At 68.6% G+C, this 14,913-nt stretch carries 13 protein-coding genes; 5 read left to right on the plus strand and 8 right to left on the minus strand.

All coding sequences use genetic code 11. The features are described from left to right. Positions 1 to 34: 34 nt before the first annotated feature. From IG99_RS21175 to IG99_RS21185, 3 genes are read right to left on the minus strand one after another with little or no spacing between them, the layout of a single operon-like run. Entirely contained in the window at positions 35 to 451 is a 417-nt protein-coding gene (locus tag IG99_RS21175; protein ID WP_037676286.1) for a DUF6113 family protein, read from the minus strand. Beyond that, complete coding sequence (mshB, locus tag IG99_RS21180; RefSeq protein WP_037676287.1) at positions 448 to 1,335, minus strand: N-acetyl-1-D-myo-inositol-2-amino-2-deoxy-alpha-D-glucopyranoside deacetylase; 888 nt, start codon at positions 1,333 to 1,335, stop codon at positions 448 to 450. Before mshB ends, IG99_RS21175 begins: the two co-directional genes overlap by 4 nt. Positions 1,336 to 1,371: 36 nt before the next feature. Then, on the minus strand, positions 1,372 to 1,566 hold the full coding sequence (locus IG99_RS21185; protein ID WP_030783885.1) for a hypothetical protein: 195 nt from the start codon (positions 1,564 to 1,566) through the stop codon (positions 1,372 to 1,374). A 156-nt stretch (positions 1,567 to 1,722) separates the two neighbouring features. Here IG99_RS21185 and IG99_RS21190 point away from each other — a divergent pair, with 156 nt between their 5' ends. Then, positions 1,723 to 3,840: a S9 family peptidase gene (locus IG99_RS21190; RefSeq protein ID WP_037676289.1), complete on the plus strand. Its 2,118-nt coding sequence runs from the start codon at positions 1,723 to 1,725 to the stop codon at positions 3,838 to 3,840. Between the two features lie 147 nt (positions 3,841 to 3,987). Here IG99_RS21190 and IG99_RS21195 read toward each other — a convergent pair whose 3' ends face one another. From IG99_RS21195 to IG99_RS21215, 5 genes are read right to left on the minus strand one after another with little or no spacing between them, the layout of a single operon-like run. After that, a complete protein-coding gene (locus tag IG99_RS21195) occupies positions 3,988 to 4,989 on the minus strand; it encodes an ABC transporter ATP-binding protein (RefSeq protein ID WP_037676291.1) in 1,002 nt (333 codons plus the stop codon). Further along, on the minus strand, positions 4,982 to 5,956 hold the full coding sequence (locus IG99_RS21200) for an ABC transporter ATP-binding protein (protein ID WP_037676292.1): 975 nt from the start codon (positions 5,954 to 5,956) through the stop codon (positions 4,982 to 4,984). The genes IG99_RS21195 and IG99_RS21200 overlap by 8 nt, the downstream gene beginning before the upstream one ends. A gap of 7 nt (positions 5,957 to 5,963) precedes the next feature. Further along, a complete protein-coding gene (locus tag IG99_RS21205; RefSeq protein WP_051865698.1) occupies positions 5,964 to 6,872 on the minus strand; it encodes an ABC transporter permease in 909 nt (302 codons plus the stop codon). Beyond that, positions 6,865 to 7,788: an ABC transporter permease gene (locus tag IG99_RS21210; protein ID WP_037676293.1), complete on the minus strand. Its 924-nt coding sequence runs from the start codon at positions 7,786 to 7,788 to the stop codon at positions 6,865 to 6,867. The genes IG99_RS21205 and IG99_RS21210 overlap by 8 nt, the downstream gene beginning before the upstream one ends. Positions 7,789 to 7,794: 6 nt before the next feature. Then, on the minus strand, positions 7,795 to 9,423 hold the full coding sequence (locus IG99_RS21215; protein ID WP_037676294.1) for a peptide ABC transporter substrate-binding protein: 1,629 nt from the start codon (positions 9,421 to 9,423) through the stop codon (positions 7,795 to 7,797). A gap of 485 nt (positions 9,424 to 9,908) precedes the next feature. On the opposite strand from IG99_RS21215, the gene IG99_RS21220 reads away from it, so the two are divergent. The 4 genes from IG99_RS21220 to IG99_RS21235 all read left to right on the plus strand — a co-directional run bounded on the left by IG99_RS21220 (position 9,909) and on the right by IG99_RS21235 (position 14,905). Further along, the gene (locus IG99_RS21220; RefSeq protein ID WP_051865702.1) at positions 9,909 to 10,937 is read left to right on the plus strand and encodes an ABC transporter permease; all 1,029 of its coding nucleotides are present in this window, start codon (positions 9,909 to 9,911) and stop codon (positions 10,935 to 10,937) included. Between the two features lie 82 nt (positions 10,938 to 11,019). Beyond that, a complete protein-coding gene (locus tag IG99_RS21225) occupies positions 11,020 to 12,807 on the plus strand; it encodes an ABC transporter substrate-binding protein (protein WP_037676295.1) in 1,788 nt (595 codons plus the stop codon). Between the two features lie 82 nt (positions 12,808 to 12,889). Then, the gene (locus IG99_RS21230; RefSeq protein WP_037676296.1) at positions 12,890 to 13,870 is read left to right on the plus strand and encodes an ABC transporter permease; all 981 of its coding nucleotides are present in this window, start codon (positions 12,890 to 12,892) and stop codon (positions 13,868 to 13,870) included. Between the two features lie 9 nt (positions 13,871 to 13,879). After that, positions 13,880 to 14,905 carry an ABC transporter ATP-binding protein gene (locus IG99_RS21235; RefSeq protein WP_037676298.1) on the plus strand — a complete coding sequence of 342 codons (1,026 nt, stop codon included), beginning with the start codon at positions 13,880 to 13,882 and terminating at the stop codon, positions 14,903 to 14,905. Positions 14,906 to 14,913: the final 8 nt, after the last annotated feature.

The raw sequence follows: 14,913 nt of genomic DNA on the forward strand, positions 1-14,913 counted from the left end.
GACTCGCACGCGCACCGTCCGGCGAAGTGGTACGTCACTTGCCAAGTCGGACGCCGTCGCCCCCTGGTTGCCACCCTCCGCCAAGGGTGGCACAGATCACAGCCAGGGCCATTCCGCCCAGCAGGAAGAGGTACGAGCCCCCGCCGGCGCCGAAGAGGAAGTCGCCCTCCGGGCGGCTGGCGGTGAGCAGGATGACCGTGACCGTCCAGCCGACGGCGGGCGCGACGGCACCACCCCGGCTGCTCGTCGCACGGGCCCCGCCCAGGAAGAGTCCGACAGCGCCCGCGAGCGCGAGCAGCAGTCCGCCCGGGAACATGCCGGACTGGATCAGCGACCCGGCCAGGGCGACCACCGCGCCGAGCACGAGGAGCCCCAGTAGCGCGGCGGCCCGTCCCGCGCTGGGCCGCTGCAGCGGCTGGGCGAGCATGGAGCCCCCGCCGTTGTTCTTCATGACGCCTCCTCGGTGCCGGCGAAGTCGATCCCCGCGGAATCGATCCCGGCGAACAGATCGGTCTCCCGCCCCCGCGGCCGCCTCCCGCGCACCAACTCGTAGTACTCGGTGGTGAAGAGGGGCTGGGCGAGTTCGTTGGAGAGCGCGAAGTACGGCTCGGCGACCTCGATCTGGGTGGCGTGCGCGCGCATCGCGGCGGCCTTGGCCGCGGCGTACGCGGAGCCGTCGATCTCGGTGGTGATCCGGTCCTCGGCGACGACGCCGGGTACGTCGTCCACGGCGGCGGCCTTGGTGAAGGGCAGGCCGGGCAGCTCGTCGCGGAGGCGGACGAAGGCGTCCTCGGCGACGGGGCGCGGGACGCGGTTCCAGTAGACCTTGGCGATCTCCCAGCCCCGCCCGGCCGCGAGTTCGGCGGCGCGCATGGCGACGCGGTGGGCCTGGATGTGGTCGGGGTGGCCATAGCCGCCGTTGTCGTCGTAGGTGACGAGGACCTGCGGACGGACCTCCAGGATCACCTCGGCGAGGTGTCCGGCGGCCTCGTCGACGTCGGCCTGCCAGAAGCTGCTCGCCTCGTCGTTGTCGGGCAGGCCCATCATCCCGGAGTCCTGGTAGCGGGAGGGCCCGCCGAGGAGGCGGTGGTCGCGCACGCCGAGGTGGTCCATGGCCGCGCCGAGCTCCCGCAGCCGCTCACGGCCCAGGGCGTCGCCCGTCAGATGTCGCAGCTCCGGCGGGATGACCTCGCCCCGCTCACCGAGGGTGCAGGTGACCAGCGTCACATGGGCACCCTCGGCCGCGTACCGGGCCATCGTCGCGCCGTTGTTGATCGACTCGTCGTCAGGATGCGCGTGCACCAGCAGCAGACGACGGCCGGGCAGTTCCGTCATGCCCCCAGCGTACGGGGGTAGGAGAAACCACAGGCACTAGAACTTGATGCTGCCGATCATGCTCGCCACGCTCGTCGTCAGGTCGTTGATCGTCCCCGCCATCGTCGACGAGGCGAGATAGAAGCCGAGCAGGATGCAGACGACCGCATGACCGCCCTTCAGTCCCGACTTCTTGATCAACAAGAAGACGATGATCGCCAGCAGCACCACCGCCGAAATCGAGAGTGCCACGGCGGCTCACCTCCAAACAGAGCGCGGCCATTTGTAAATCCATACGACGGGCAGCAGGTTCATACCCACACAGCGCTAGTGATCATAACTATGAGTACGCGCGCATCGGTCGGCGCACAGCCGCACAAGGGGGCGCACGGCCAATATGGTCATGGCATGACGACCGAGCCTGACTCCTTCCCCCGACGGCACGCCCGTACCCAGCGGTTCTCGCTCGGCGCGCCGCGTTCGTTCACCGTGGCTCCCGACGGTTCCCGTGTCGTGTTCCTGCGCTCCGCCTCCGGTACGGACCGGGCGGGCGCGCTGTGGGTCCTCGATCCGGCGGACGGCCGGGAGCGGGTGGCGGCCGACCCGTACGCCCTGCTGGGCGGCGCCTCGGAGAACCTGTCGGCCGAGGAGCGGGCCCGGCGCGAACGCAGCCGCGAGGGGGGTGCCGGCATCGTCGGCTACGCCACCGACGCGGCCGTCGAGCTGGCCTCTTTCGCCTTGTCAGGGCGGCTCTTCACGGCGGAGCTGCGGGCCGGAACGGCACGCGAGCTGCCCGTGTCCGGACCGGTGATCGACCCGCGCCCGTCCCCCGACGGACGGCGGATCGCCTACGTCGCCGGCGGCGCCCTGCGCGTGGTGGGCGCCGAGGGCGAGGGCGACCGGGCGCTCGCCGAACCGGAGTCGAAGGGGGTGTCGTACGGCACGGCCGAGTTCATCGCGGCCGAGGAGATGGCGAGGTCACGCGGCTTCTGGTGGTCGCCCGAGGGTGATCGCCTGCTGGTGGCGCGGGTGGACGACACGCCGGTGGGGCGGTGGTGGATCTCCGATCCCGCGCAGCCGAAACGTGACCCACAACACGTGGCATATCCGGCGGCGGGCACCGCGAACGCGGAGGTCCGGCTGTTCGTGACCGACCTGGACGGGGCCCGCACCGAGGTCGTCTGGGACCGTGCGCGCTATCCGTATCTGGCGCGAGTGCACTGGTCAGCGGCGGGTGCGCCGCTGTTGCTCGTGCAGGCCCGCGACCAGCGCAGCCAGCTGTACCTGGCGGTGGATCCGGACTCCGGACAGACCCGGATGGTGCACGCGGACGAAGATCCGATTTGGCTTGATCTTTTCCCTGGAGTGCCGTGCTGGACCCCCTCGGGACGGCTCGTGCGGATCGCCGACGAGGGCGGCGCGCGGGTCCTCACGGTCGGCGAACGGCCCCTGACCGGGGCGCAGTTGCACGTCCGGGCGGTGCTGGACGTCTCCGACGAGGATGTACTGGTCTCGGCCTCGGCCGGGGAGCGCGCGGCGGTGCCGGAGACCGGCGAGGTGCATGTGTATCGCGTCAACGAGCTGGGGGTCGAGCGCGTCTCGCAGGAGCCCGGCGTTCACGCGGCGGTGCGCGCCGGGGGCGTGACCGTGCTGGTGTCGGCCGTGCTGGAACGGCCGGGGGCCAAGGTGCGGGTGCTGCGCGACGGGAAGCCGGTGGCTACCGTGACGTCGTATGCCGAGGATCCCGGTCTGTCCCCGCGCGTGACGCTCACCGAGGGGGGCGCACGCCGCATCCCGTGCGCCGTGCTTATGCCAACGGACTACCGCGGTGACACTCCCCTCCCCGTCCTCCTGGACCCCTATGGTGGCCCGCACGGCCCGCGGGTGATGGCCGCGCACAACGCGCACCTCACCTCGCAGTGGTTCGCCGACCAGGGTTTCGCGGTGGTCGTCGCCGACGGGCGCGGCACCCCGGGCCGCTCCCCCGCCTGGGAGAAGGCGGTCCACCACGACTTCACGGTCTCGCTGGAGGACCAGGTCGACGCGCTCCAGGACCTCGCCGAGCGGCACCCGCTGGACCTGTCCAAGGTGGCGATCCGAGGCTGGTCCTACGGCGGCTGGCTGGCGGGCCTGGCGGTGCTTCGCCGGCCGGACGTCTTCCACGCGGGCATCGCGGGCGCCCCGGTGACGGACTGGCGGCTGTACGACACCCACTACACGGAGCGGTATCTGGGCGACCCGGCCGCCTTTCCGGAGGCGTACGCCCGCAGCTCGCTCGTGACCGACGAGGGGCTGTCGTCCCCCGCGGAGCCGCACCGCCCGCTGATGATCGTGCACGGGCTGGCCGACGACAACGTGGTGGTCGCGCACGCCCTGCGGCTGTCCTCCGCCCTGCTGGCCGCGGGCCGCCCGCACGAGGTGCTGCCCCTGTCCGGCGTGACCCACATGACCCCGCAGGAGCAGGTCGCGGAGAACCTGCTGCTGCTTCAGGTGGATTTCCTGAAGCGTTCGCTGGGCCTGTCCTAGGCGGGCAACGGGCCGGGGGACATGGTGCCCCCGGCCCGTTCACGGCACCCGCACGGCCGTACGCTGTTCAGCCTGACGCGTCCGTATATCGGAATCGGGTCGGCCAAGTTGCCTGCGTGTTAACGAGGTTGCGGCCGATTTGCGGGGCTATGCGAAGTGGCAGGCCACTTCGTGCACGGCGACGGACCCCGTCGGGCCGCCCCCGGTCGGGGCCGCGAGCTCCGGCATCTCCAGCGCGCAGCGCTCCTGTGCCATGCGGCAGCGGGTACGGAAGCGGCAGCCCGAGGGTACGTCCGCCGGGGACGGCACGTCCCCCGTCAGGATGATCCGCTCCCGCTTCTCCCGGCCCTCGGGATCGGGCACCGGCACCGCGGACAGCAGCGCCTGGGTGTAGGGGTGCGCGGGCCGGTCGTAGATCCCGGTGTCCGTGCCGGTCTCCACGATCCGCCCGAGGTACATCACCGCGACCCGGTCCGAGATGTGCCGCACGACGGACAGGTCGTGGGCGATGAAGACGTAACTCAGCTCGAACTCCCGCTGCAGCCGGGCCAGGAGGTTGACGACCTGCGCCTGCACCGAGACGTCGAGGGCCGACACCGGTTCGTCGGCCACGACCACCTCGGGGCGCAGCGCCAACCCCCTTGCGATGCCGATGCGTTGGCGCTGTCCGCCGGAGAACTGGTGCGGGTAGCGGTTGATGTGCTCGGGGCTGAGGCCGACGACCTCCAGCAGCTCCTGGACCCGCCCGCGCCGCTCGCCCTTCGGGGCCGCCTCCGGGTGGATCTCGTACGGCTCCCCGATGATGTCGCCCACCGTCATACGGGGGTTGAGCGAGGTGTACGGATCCTGGAACACCATCTGGATGTTGCGGCGCACGGCCCGCAGGGCGCGGCCGGACAGCCTGGTGATGTCCTCGCCCTTGTAGTGGATCGCACCGGCCGTGGGCCTCTCCAGGTGGACCAGCAGCCGGGCGAGGGTCGACTTGCCGCAGCCGGACTCGCCGACGACACCGAGGGTCTCGCCCCGGCCGAGGGTGAGGTCGACACCGTCGACGGCCCTGACCGCGCCGGCCCGTCTCCCGAAGCGGACGCCCCGGGTGAGCGGATAGTGCTTGACCAGCCCGCGGACCTCCAGAATCGGCTCAGCCATGCAGACACTCCCTCCAGAGGTGGCAGGCACTGCCCCGACGCGCGTCCACCGTGTGCAGCGGCGGTACGTCGGTGCGGCACTCGTCCCGGGCCCTGGGACAGCGCGGGTGGAAGGCGCAACCGGACGGGACGGTCAGGAGGTTGGGGGGCAGGCCCCTGATGGCGTGCAGCTCCCGGCCCTTGTGGTCCAGGCGTGGGATGGAGTCGAGGAGGCCCTGGGTGTAGGGATGCGCGGGTGCCCGGTAGAGGTCGTGCACCGGGGCCGACTCCACGATCCGGCCCGCGTACATCACGGCGATCCGGTCGGCGACGTCGGCGACCACGCCGAGGTCGTGGGTGATCAGGACGAGCGCCATGCCGGTCTCGCGCCGCAGCTCGGCGAGGAGTTCCATGATCTGGGCCTGGACGGTGACGTCGAGGGCGGTGGTGGGTTCGTCGGCGATGACGAGGGCCGGTTCCAGGGCCAGCGCCATCGCGATCATGATGCGCTGGCGCATACCGCCAGAGAACTGGTGGGGGTACTGCCTGATCCGCTCCTTCGCGGCCGGGATGCGGACCCGGTCCATCAGCTCGACGGCCTTCACGCGCGCGTCCCTCTTCGACATCCCCCGGTGGACGACGAACATCTCGCCGAGCTGGTCTCCCACGGTGAGGACGGGGTTGAGCGAGGACAGCGCGTCCTGGAAGATCATCGCCATCTCGGCGCCCCTGATCCGGCGTCGCTCCTCCCGCGTCAGTTTCAGCAGGTCCCGGCCCTGGAAGAGGATCTCGCCGCCGGTGATCCGCCCCGGTGGGGTGTCGAGGATGCCCATGACCGCCTGGGCCGTGACCGACTTGCCGGAGCCGGACTCGCCCAGCACGGCGAGCGTCTCGCCCGCGGCCACGCCGTAGCTGACGCCGTTGACGGCCCGGGCGACCCCGTCCCTGGCCCGGAACTCCACGTGCAGGTCGCGCACTTCGAGGAGCATGACGCCGTCACCTCAGCTTCGGGTCGAGGGCGTCGCGCACCGCGTCGCCCAGCATGATGAAGGCGAGCACCGTGACCGCCAGGGCGCCGGACGGCCACAGCAGGGCGTGCGGGGCGGTGCGGACGTAGGGGGAGGCGGCGGAGATGTCGATCCCCCAGGACACGCTCGGCGGTTTCAGCCCCACTCCGAGGTAGGACAGGGTCGCCTCCAGGGCGATGTAGGTGCCGAGCGCGATGGTCGCCACGACGATCACCGGGGCGACCGCGTTGGGCGCGATGTGCCGCAGCAGGATCCGGGAGTGGGAGGCGCCGAGGGCGCGGGCGGCCTGGACGTAGTCGTTCTGCTGGACGGTGACGACCGAGCCGCGGGCGATCCGGGAGATCTGCGGCCAGCCCAGCAGCACCATGAATCCGATGACCGGCCAGACGGTGTCGCTGGTCACCACGGAGAGGAGGACGAGGCCGCCGAGGACGACCGGGATGGCGAAGAAGACGTCGGTGATCCGGGACAGCACCGCGTCCCCCGCCCCTCCGAAGAACCCGGCGAGCCCGCCGAGGACCGAGCCGAGCAGCGCGACCCCGAGGGTGGCGCAGACGCCGACCGTGACGGACGTACGGGCGCCGTACACGGTGCGGGTGTAGACGTCGCAGCCCTGGCCGTCGTAGCCGAAGGGGTGGCCGGGTCCGGGGCCCTGCCGGGACTTGGCGAGGTCGCAGGCGAGGGGGCTGCCGGAGGCGATCGCCGCGGGCCACAGGGAGACGAAGACCAGGAAGAGGATGACCAGCGCCGAGACCACGAAGACGGGGTTGCGGCACAGGTCCCGCCGGGCGTCGGACCACAGGCTGCGGGGCCTGTCGAGGCGGGCCGACGCCGTTTCCGCGCCGATGCCGGCGACCGGATCGATGAGCTCAGACATGGCGGATCCTCGGGTCGAGCACGGCGTACAGGAGGTCGACCAGCAGGTTGGCCGCCAGGAACACCAGGACCAGGACGGTCACGAAACCGACGACGGTCTGGGTGTTCTGGCGGAGGATGCCCTGGTAGAGCTGGTAGCCGACGCCGTGGATGTTGAAGATGCGCTCGGTGACGATCGCCCCGCCCATCAGGGCGCCGATGTCGGTGCCGATGAAGGTGACCACGGGGATGAGGGAGTTGCGCAGCAGGTGCCGGGTGACGATCCGGCGCCGGGGCAGCCCCTTGGCGAGGGCCGTGCGGACGTGGTCGGAGCTCCGGTTCTCCGCCAGGGACGTCCGGGTCAGGCGGGTGACGTAGGCGAGGGAGACGGAGGCCAGCACCAGGCCCGGCACGATCAGCTCGCCGAAGCCGGCCTCGGAGGAGACGGAGGGTCTGATCCAGCCCCACTCGACGCCGAGGAGCAGTTGGAGCAGCAGCCCGGTGACGAAGGTGGGCACGGAGACGACGACCAGGGTGAGCACCAGCACGCCGGTGTCGACGGGCCGGCCGCGGCGCAGGCCGGTGACGACGCCCAGGGTGATCCCGACGACGACCTCGAAGAGGATCGCGACGACGGTCAGGCGGACGGTGACGGGGAAGGCGGTCGCCATCAGCTCGGTGACCGGACGGCCGTCGAACGCCGTACCGAAATCACCGGTGAGGACGTTGCCCAGGTAGGTCAGGTACTGCCGCCACACGGGCTGGTCGAGGCCGAACTCCTCGCGGAGCCGGGCGGTGGTCGCCGCGTCGCACTGCCGCTCCCCGCACAGGCCCGCGACGGGGTCGCCCATCACGTTCACCATCAGGAAGATCAGCAGGGTGGCGCCGACGAACACCGGGACCATCTGGAACAGGCGCCGGACGACATGGCGTCCCATGGCGGCTCAGCCGACCTTGATCTCGTCGTAGACGGGGACGCTGAAGGGGTTGAGCGTCACGTCGGACAACCGCTCGGACCAGCCGGCGCTGCCGTTCTGGTACCAGAGCGGGATGGCGGCCATCTGGTCGCGGACGATCTCCTCGGCCTGCTGGAAGAGGCCGACGGCCTTGGCGGTGTCGGTCTCGGCGTTGGCCCGGTCGACGAGCCGGTCGAAGTCCTTGTTGGACCACTTGCCGTCGTTGGAGGAGGCGTTGGTGTAGTAGAGCGGCTGGAGGAAGTTCTGGCTGAGTGGGTAGTCCATCTGCCAGCCGGTCCGGAACGGGCCCTGGACCTTCTGCCTGGTCGTCTGGTTGCGGAAGTCGGCGAACGTGCCGACCGGGTTGCCGACGCAGGCCCGGTCGTTGCCGAGGGCCTTGTTGACGGAGTTGCAGACGGCGTCGACCCAGAGCCGGTGGGAGCCGGTGTCCGCGTTGTAGGTGATCCTGACCTGGCCGCCGGGCAGTCCGCCGCCTTCCGCGATCAGTTTCCGGGCCGCGGCGGCGTCGTACTCGCACCACTCACCGCACAGCCCCTTCTTGTAGCCGCCCTCTTCACCGAGGACAGGGGACGTCCAGTCGGTGGCGGGGGTGCGGGTCTTCTGGAAGATGGTCTCGGTGATGCGTTCGCGGTCGATCGCGCGGGACAGCCCCTGACGGACCTTGACCGAGTCCTTCTTGTTCCAGTCCTTGTCGTAGAAGGGGAAGGCGAGGGTCTGGATGATGCCGGCGGGGGTGTTGAGGTAGCGGTCGCCGAGGTCGCCGCGGACATTCGCGAGCTGCGCGGCCGGGATGTCGTCGGCGAGGTCGAGGTTGCCGGCCAGCAGGTCGGTGTAGGCGGTGTTGGTGTCGGTGTAGACCTTGAGGGTCACTCCGTCGTTGCGCGCCTTGTCCTTGCCGGGGTAGCCGTCCCACGCCCGCAGCACCATCTCCGCGCCCTTGGTGTACGACTCGATGCCGTACGGCCCGTTGCCGACCGGCTTCTTCAGCCAGGCGTCGTGGTCGTCGAAGAACGCCCGGGGCAGCGGCGCGAAGGCGGGATAGCCGAGGGTGTCGGGGAACGCCGAGAACTTCTGGCTCAGCCGGACGGTGAAGGTGCGGTCGTCGACGATTCTCAGCCCCGTGAGCGTGTCGGCGCTCTGCTTGCCCCCGCCGTCGGGGTGGACCCGGTCGTAGCCGTCGATGTAGCTGAAGAAGTACGCGTTCTTCTGGTTGTTCGTCAGGTTCGCGCCGTAGTTCCAGGCGTCGACGAAGGACCTGGCGGTGACCTTCTCGCCGTTGCTGAAGGTCCAGCCGTCCTTGAGGGTGACGGTGAAGTGCTGCGAGTCGGAGGTCTCGATGCGCTCGGCGAGCATGTTCTTCGCCTCGCCGGTGCGCGGGTCGTAGCGCTTGAGGTTCCGGAAGATCATGTCGAGGACCTTGCCGCCCTGCACCTCGTTGGTGTTGGCGGGCTCCAGCGGGTTCTGCGGATCACCCCAGGAGGAGGTCAGCACCGCGCCGCCGGCGCCACCGCCGCTGACCTCGTTCCCGCAGCCCGCTGCCACGAGGGCGGTCGCCGCCGCGCATACGGCCCATCTGGCGCGCGTGACTCCCCGCATGGGTGCCTCCTCCTGAGAATCCATCACCGGCAGATCCGTCACCGGCAGACCCGCTACCGGCAAATATCGACTCAAGAGGTGCATACCGCACATGGACCCCGCGCGTCGCGGGGCTGTTGGAGGGATACCAACGATCTCCCGCGTGCCGCACAATGGATCTCCGTCGGGGGGCGCAATGGATCATCACCTTCCGATGCCGAACCGTTGGATCGCTACCCCTCCATGTACGGATTTCGACACTGAGGTATCCGGATAACGAACTCGTTGTCCGATTCGCCCAGTTGGCCCGATTCGGGACACGGAACGATTACAACGCGCTACACGCGTAGCTACAGGATGACAAAGGGAAGGCAAAGGAAGTAAAGAGAAAACCAAGGGAGGCCAGTTTTTATTGACCTTGAACGAATTGCGTTGAAAAAGTCCCGCGTAGCCCGTAGGGGAGTGCCCTGCGGAGTCATTCAGACCCTCCCTGGGCCAGGAGCACCATGACCCCCCCTACTCCATCCGCGGCTGCCCCGCTCGAGGCGACCGACGAGGACGTCGAGAAGTCGATCACTTCTCCCGCCCCGAAGGCCAACGAGAGCAAGTCCCCCGGGCAGCTCGCGTGGCGCCGGTTCAAACGGGACCGCACGGGCGTCATATCCGCCTGCGTGGTGATCTTCTTCTTCGCCATCGGCATCCTTGCGCCGGTGATCGCGAAGCTGTACGGCAAGGACCCGTACACCACCTACGGCATGAACATCCCAGGGTTGCTGAACGAGTTCAACTTCCCGGTGAAGCCCAACGGCGGCATCGACTCGGAGTTCTGGTTCGGCCTCGAGCCGCAGCTCGGCCGGGACGTCTTCACGTTCCTGCTGTACGGAATCCGCAACTCACTGATGATCGCTGCCGCCGCCGCCCTGCTGACGACCCTGATCGGAGTCGTCGTCGGCGTCACCGCCGGCTACCTGGGCGGCAAGACCGACTACCTCGTCGGTCGCTTGATCGACATCCTGCTGGCCTTCCCGCAGACCCTGTTCTTCATCGCTTTCTGGCCCGTGGTCCTGGCGATCTTCGTGTCGCCGGAGGACAACACTCCGGTCTGGCTGACCGTCACCAGCCTCATCCTCGTGATGACGGCCTTCGGCTGGGCCTCCATCGCCCGACTGCTGCGCGGCGAGGTCCTCGCCCTGCGCGAGCGGGAGTTCGTAGAGGCGGCCAAGGTCACCGGGGCCTCCCCGGCTCGGATCATCTTCAAGGAGATCCTTCCGAACCTGTGGACGCCGATCCTGATCCAGTCGACGCTCCTGCTGCCGGCCTACGTCACGGCCGAGGCAGGGCTCGCGTTCCTCGGCGTCGGTCTCACCAACCCCACTCCTGACTGGGGCGTGATGATCCAGAACGGCGCCAAGGTCTACCAGGACGACATCACCTTCATGCTCTTCCCTGGTCTCTCCATGGTGATCTTCGTTGTCGCCTTCAACCTGCTCGGCGACTCCGTCCGCGACGCGCTGGACCCCAAGACCAAGCGCTGAACTCTCCCTCACTCCGCCCGGGCGACGGGGCTCGGGCGGAGCGCACCACGTACCTGCCACTCCACAAGAAATCGGGTCAGCCATGTCTCTATCCCGCAGGAACTTCGTCATCGCAACAACTGTCGCGGCCGCAGGCTCGACGCTGCTGTCCGCGTGCAGCAGCGGTGACGCGGGGGGCAGCGGCAGCGGCACCCCGAGCGGTGGTGCCACCGAGTACACCGGTGCCAAGGTGACCGTCGGCACCAAGGAGGACTCGACCGGCCCCGCCCCGGAGATCGACGGCGCGAAGAAGGGCGGCACGATCTACGGCCTCGCCCCGGACGACTTCTCCCACCTCGACCCGCAGCGCATCTACTACGCGTACAACTCGACCGTCGCGCTGCTCCTGCACCGCTGCCTGACCGGCTACAAGATCGACTCCTCCGGCAAGCAGAAGCTCGTGGGCGACCTGGCCACCGACACGGGGACCGCCTCCGACGGCAACAAGACCTGGACCTTCACCCTGAAGGACGGTCTGAAGTGGGAGGACGGCAGCGAGCTGACCGTCGAGGACGTGCGCCACGGCTTCGAGCGTGCCTGGGCCCCGTTCATCACCGAGGGCGCCAGCTACGCCCAGGCTGCGCTCACCGGCAAGGGCGGCAAGTGGCGTGACGGCTACGAGGGCCCGTACGGCGGCAAGCACCTCGACTCGATCGTCACCGACAAGGCGAAGAAGACCATCACCTTCAAGCTGAAGGAGGCCAAGCCGGACTTCAACTTCACCCTGGCGATGCACTCCTACGCCGCCGTGCCGGTGAAGATGGACACCAAGGAGAAGTACGACAAGAAGCCGGTTGCCTGCGGTCCGTACAAGATCAAGGCGCACACCACCGACAAGTCGATGGTGCTGACGCGGAACAAGCACTGGGACCCGAAGACCGACTCGATCCGCAACGCCTACCCGGACGGCTTCGAGTTCGACTTCGGCATCGAGACCCTCGACTCCGTGGACCGCCTCATAGCCTCCCAGGGCAAGGACGCGTTCGGCGTCTCGATCTACAAGGGCGTGCCCGCCGAGCGGATCCAGAAGGTGCTGACCGACCCCGATCTGAAGAAGCGCAGCTTCAACGGTCTGCTCACCGGCACCTACTTCTACTGGATCAACATGAAGCGGGTCACCGACCTGAAGGTGCGTCAGGCGCTGATCCACGCCTGGCCGCTGCAGCAGATCCGGCAGGTCTACGGCGGCCCGTCCTCGGGTGACTTCGCCACCTCGGTCCTCAGCCCCGACATCATCGGTTACGAGAAGTTCGATGTGTACGGCAAGCTGAAGAAGCCGCAGGGCGACCCGGAAGCCTCGAAGAAGCTGCTGAAGGAGGCCGGCAAGGAGGGCATGAAGGTCGTCTACGCCTTCCCCCAGGACCCGACCTACGACAAGACCAAGGTCGTCATCGAGAACGCCCTGAAGGCGGCCGGCTTCACCCCCGTCATCAAGCCGATCGACTCCACGTCGTACTACGACCAGGTCCAGCAGGTCGACAACAGCTTCGACGTGATGTGGGGTGGCTGGTCCCCGGACTGGCCGACCGCCTACACGATGATCCAGCCGCTGCTCGACGGTGACACCATCGGCAACGGCTCGAACAACGTCTCGCAGGCCAACGTCGACTTCATCAACGAGGACATCAAGAAGAACGCGGTCATCGCCGACCAGGACAAGGCGGGCAAGGCCTGGTCCGCGCTCGACAAGCGGATTATGGAGGAGGTCGCGCCGATGATCCCCGAGATGTACCAGCGTCGCTACTACGTCTTCGGCAACAAGGTCGGCGGCGCCCAGTTCGACCCGAACTTCTCCGCCACCCTGCTGTACAAGACCTTCGTGAAGGCCTGACGCAAGGCCCCCTGGCGGGGCGGCACCGGTGCCGCCCCGCCTTCTCACCCCCTACGGCATCCGTCAGGAAAACCCAACTGCCATGTTCCGCTTCCTTGTTCGCCGGACTCTCGGCGCTGCTGTGATCCTGCTGATCATCAGCGCCATCGTGTTCGTCCTGTTCTACGCCGCTCCGCGTGACCCCGCCCGCATCGCGTGCGGCAAGGTCTGCACTCCGGAGACCCTGGCTCTGGTGCGGAAGAACCTGGGGATCGACCACTCGCTGCCCCTGCAGTACTGGGAATGGCTCAAGGGCCTGTTCGTGGGGCGTGACTACAGTTCGTACGGGTACTGCCACGCGCCGTGCCTCGGCTACTCGTTCCAGAACCGCGAGCCGGTGCTGTCCACCATCCTGGACCGCTTCCCGACCACGATCTCGCTGGCCATCGGCAGCTCGGTCGTCTTCCTGGTCTTCGGCATCGGCACCGGCATGCTCGCCGCCGTCAAGCAGGGCAAGGCCCTGGACAAAGTCGCCAGTTCGGCCTCGCTCATCGCGTCCTCGATGCAGATCTACGTCGTCGGCGTCTTCGCCACCTACCTCCTGGTCGACCAGTGGCAGGTACTGGACCGCGCCAGCTACACACCGTTCACGGACAACCCGGCCCAGTGGGCGCAGGGGCTGCTGGTCCCCTGGCTGGTCCTCTCCCTGATCTGGACCGCCAACTACACCCGCATGACGCGCTCCCAGATGGTGGAGTCACTCAGCGAGGACTACGTCCGCACGGCGCGCGCCAAGGGCCTGTCCCGTCGGACGGTCTTCTTCCGCTTCGCCTGGCGCGGCGCCATGGGCCCGATCGTCACCATCTTCGGCCTCGACCTCGGCACGCTGCTCGGTGGCGCGATCATCACCGAGTCCACCTTCAGCCTGCAGGGGCTCGGCATGCTCTCCGTCAAGGCGGTCAGCACCAACGACCTGCCGATCCTGCTCGGGGTCATCCTGGTCGCCGCGGGCGCGATCGTCCTCTTCAACATCATCGTCGATTCCGTGTACGCCCTCATCGACCCGCGCGTGCGCCTCGCTTAAGGAGAGACCATGAGCACTCCCTTCCTCTCCGTCCGCGACCTACGCGTCCACTTCTCCACCGAGGACGGCGTCGTCAAGGCCGTCGACGGGCTGTCCTTCGACCTGGAAAAGGGCAGGACCCTCGGCATCGTGGGTGAGTCCGGATCCGGCAAGTCCGTGACGAACATGGCCATCCTGGGTCTGCACGACCCCCGTAACACCACGATCGACGGCGCCATCGTGCTCGAGGACAAGGAGCTGATCACCGCCACCGAGCGGGAGATGGAGCAGCTGCGCGGCAACAAGATGTCCATGATCTTCCAGGACGCGCTGGCGTCGCTGTCGCCGTACCACACCATCGGCGCCCAGATCGGCGAGACGTACCGCAAGCACACCGGCGTCTCCAAGAAGGAGGCGCGGGCGCGGGCGGTGGAGATGCTGCGCCGGGTGGGCATCCCGCAGCCGGACGTCCGGGTGGACGACTATCCGCACCAGTTCTCCGGCGGTATGCGCCAGCGCGCGATGATCGCGATGGCGCTGGTCTGCGACCCCGAGTTGCTGATCGCGGACGAGCCGACCACAGCGCTCGACGTGACGGTGCAGGCCCAGATCATGGACCTGCTCAAGGACCTCCAGCAGGAGTTCGGCACAGCCATCATCTTCATCACGCACGACCTCGGCGTCATCGCCGACGTCGCGGACGATGTACTGGTGATGTACGGCGGTCGGTGCGTGGAGCGGGGCAGCAAGAAGGAAGTCCTGCGCGCCCCGCGGCATCCGTACACCCTGGGCCTGTTGAGCTCCATGCCGAGCCTGGACGGCCCGGTCGACGTGCCGCTCTCCCCCATCCCCGGATCGCCTCCGTCCCTGCTCAACCCGCCGCCCGGTTGCCGGTTCCACCCTCGGTGCGCGTTCGCGGACAAGGTCTCGGGCGGGCTCTGCTCGACTGAGCGGCCGGCGTTGGAAGTCGTCGACGGGCGGGGCTCGGCATGCCACCTGACCGACGAGCAGAAGCGCGAGTGGTTCGCCGACTTCGCCGCGGCCCGCACCAACTGACGTACAAG

Source organism: Streptomyces griseus subsp. griseus (assembly GCF_000720255.1).
In the GTDB taxonomy this organism is placed as follows: domain Bacteria; phylum Actinomycetota; class Actinomycetes; order Streptomycetales; family Streptomycetaceae; genus Streptomyces; species Streptomyces griseus_I.

Bases quoted from the DNA above. Each gene is read 5' to 3' on its own strand.
- IG99_RS21200 (WP_037676292.1), bottom strand. From the start codon at position 5,956: ATGCTCCTCGAAGTGCGCGACCTGCACGTGGAGTTCCGGGCCAGGGAC.
- IG99_RS21175 (WP_037676286.1), bottom strand. From the start codon at position 451: ATGAAGAACAACGGCGGGGGCTCCATGCTCGCCCAGCCGCTGCAGCGG.
- IG99_RS21230 (WP_037676296.1), top strand. From the start codon at position 12,890: ATGTTCCGCTTCCTTGTTCGCCGGACTCTCGGCGCTGCTGTGATCCTG.
- IG99_RS21215 (WP_037676294.1), bottom strand. From the start codon at position 9,423: ATGCGGGGAGTCACGCGCGCCAGATGGGCCGTATGCGCGGCGGCGACC.
- mshB (WP_037676287.1), bottom strand. From the start codon at position 1,335: ATGACGGAACTGCCCGGCCGTCGTCTGCTGCTGGTGCACGCGCATCCT.
- IG99_RS21205 (WP_051865698.1), bottom strand. From the start codon at position 6,872: ATGTCTGAGCTCATCGATCCGGTCGCCGGCATCGGCGCGGAAACGGCG.
- IG99_RS21220 (WP_051865702.1), top strand. From the start codon at position 9,909: ATGACCCCCCCTACTCCATCCGCGGCTGCCCCGCTCGAGGCGACCGAC.
- IG99_RS21210 (WP_037676293.1), bottom strand. From the start codon at position 7,788: ATGGGACGCCATGTCGTCCGGCGCCTGTTCCAGATGGTCCCGGTGTTC.
- IG99_RS21235 (WP_037676298.1), top strand. From the start codon at position 13,880: ATGAGCACTCCCTTCCTCTCCGTCCGCGACCTACGCGTCCACTTCTCC.
- IG99_RS21225 (WP_037676295.1), top strand. From the start codon at position 11,020: ATGTCTCTATCCCGCAGGAACTTCGTCATCGCAACAACTGTCGCGGCC.
- IG99_RS21195 (WP_037676291.1), bottom strand. From the start codon at position 4,989: ATGGCTGAGCCGATTCTGGAGGTCCGCGGGCTGGTCAAGCACTATCCG.
- IG99_RS21190 (WP_037676289.1), top strand. From the start codon at position 1,723: ATGACGACCGAGCCTGACTCCTTCCCCCGACGGCACGCCCGTACCCAG.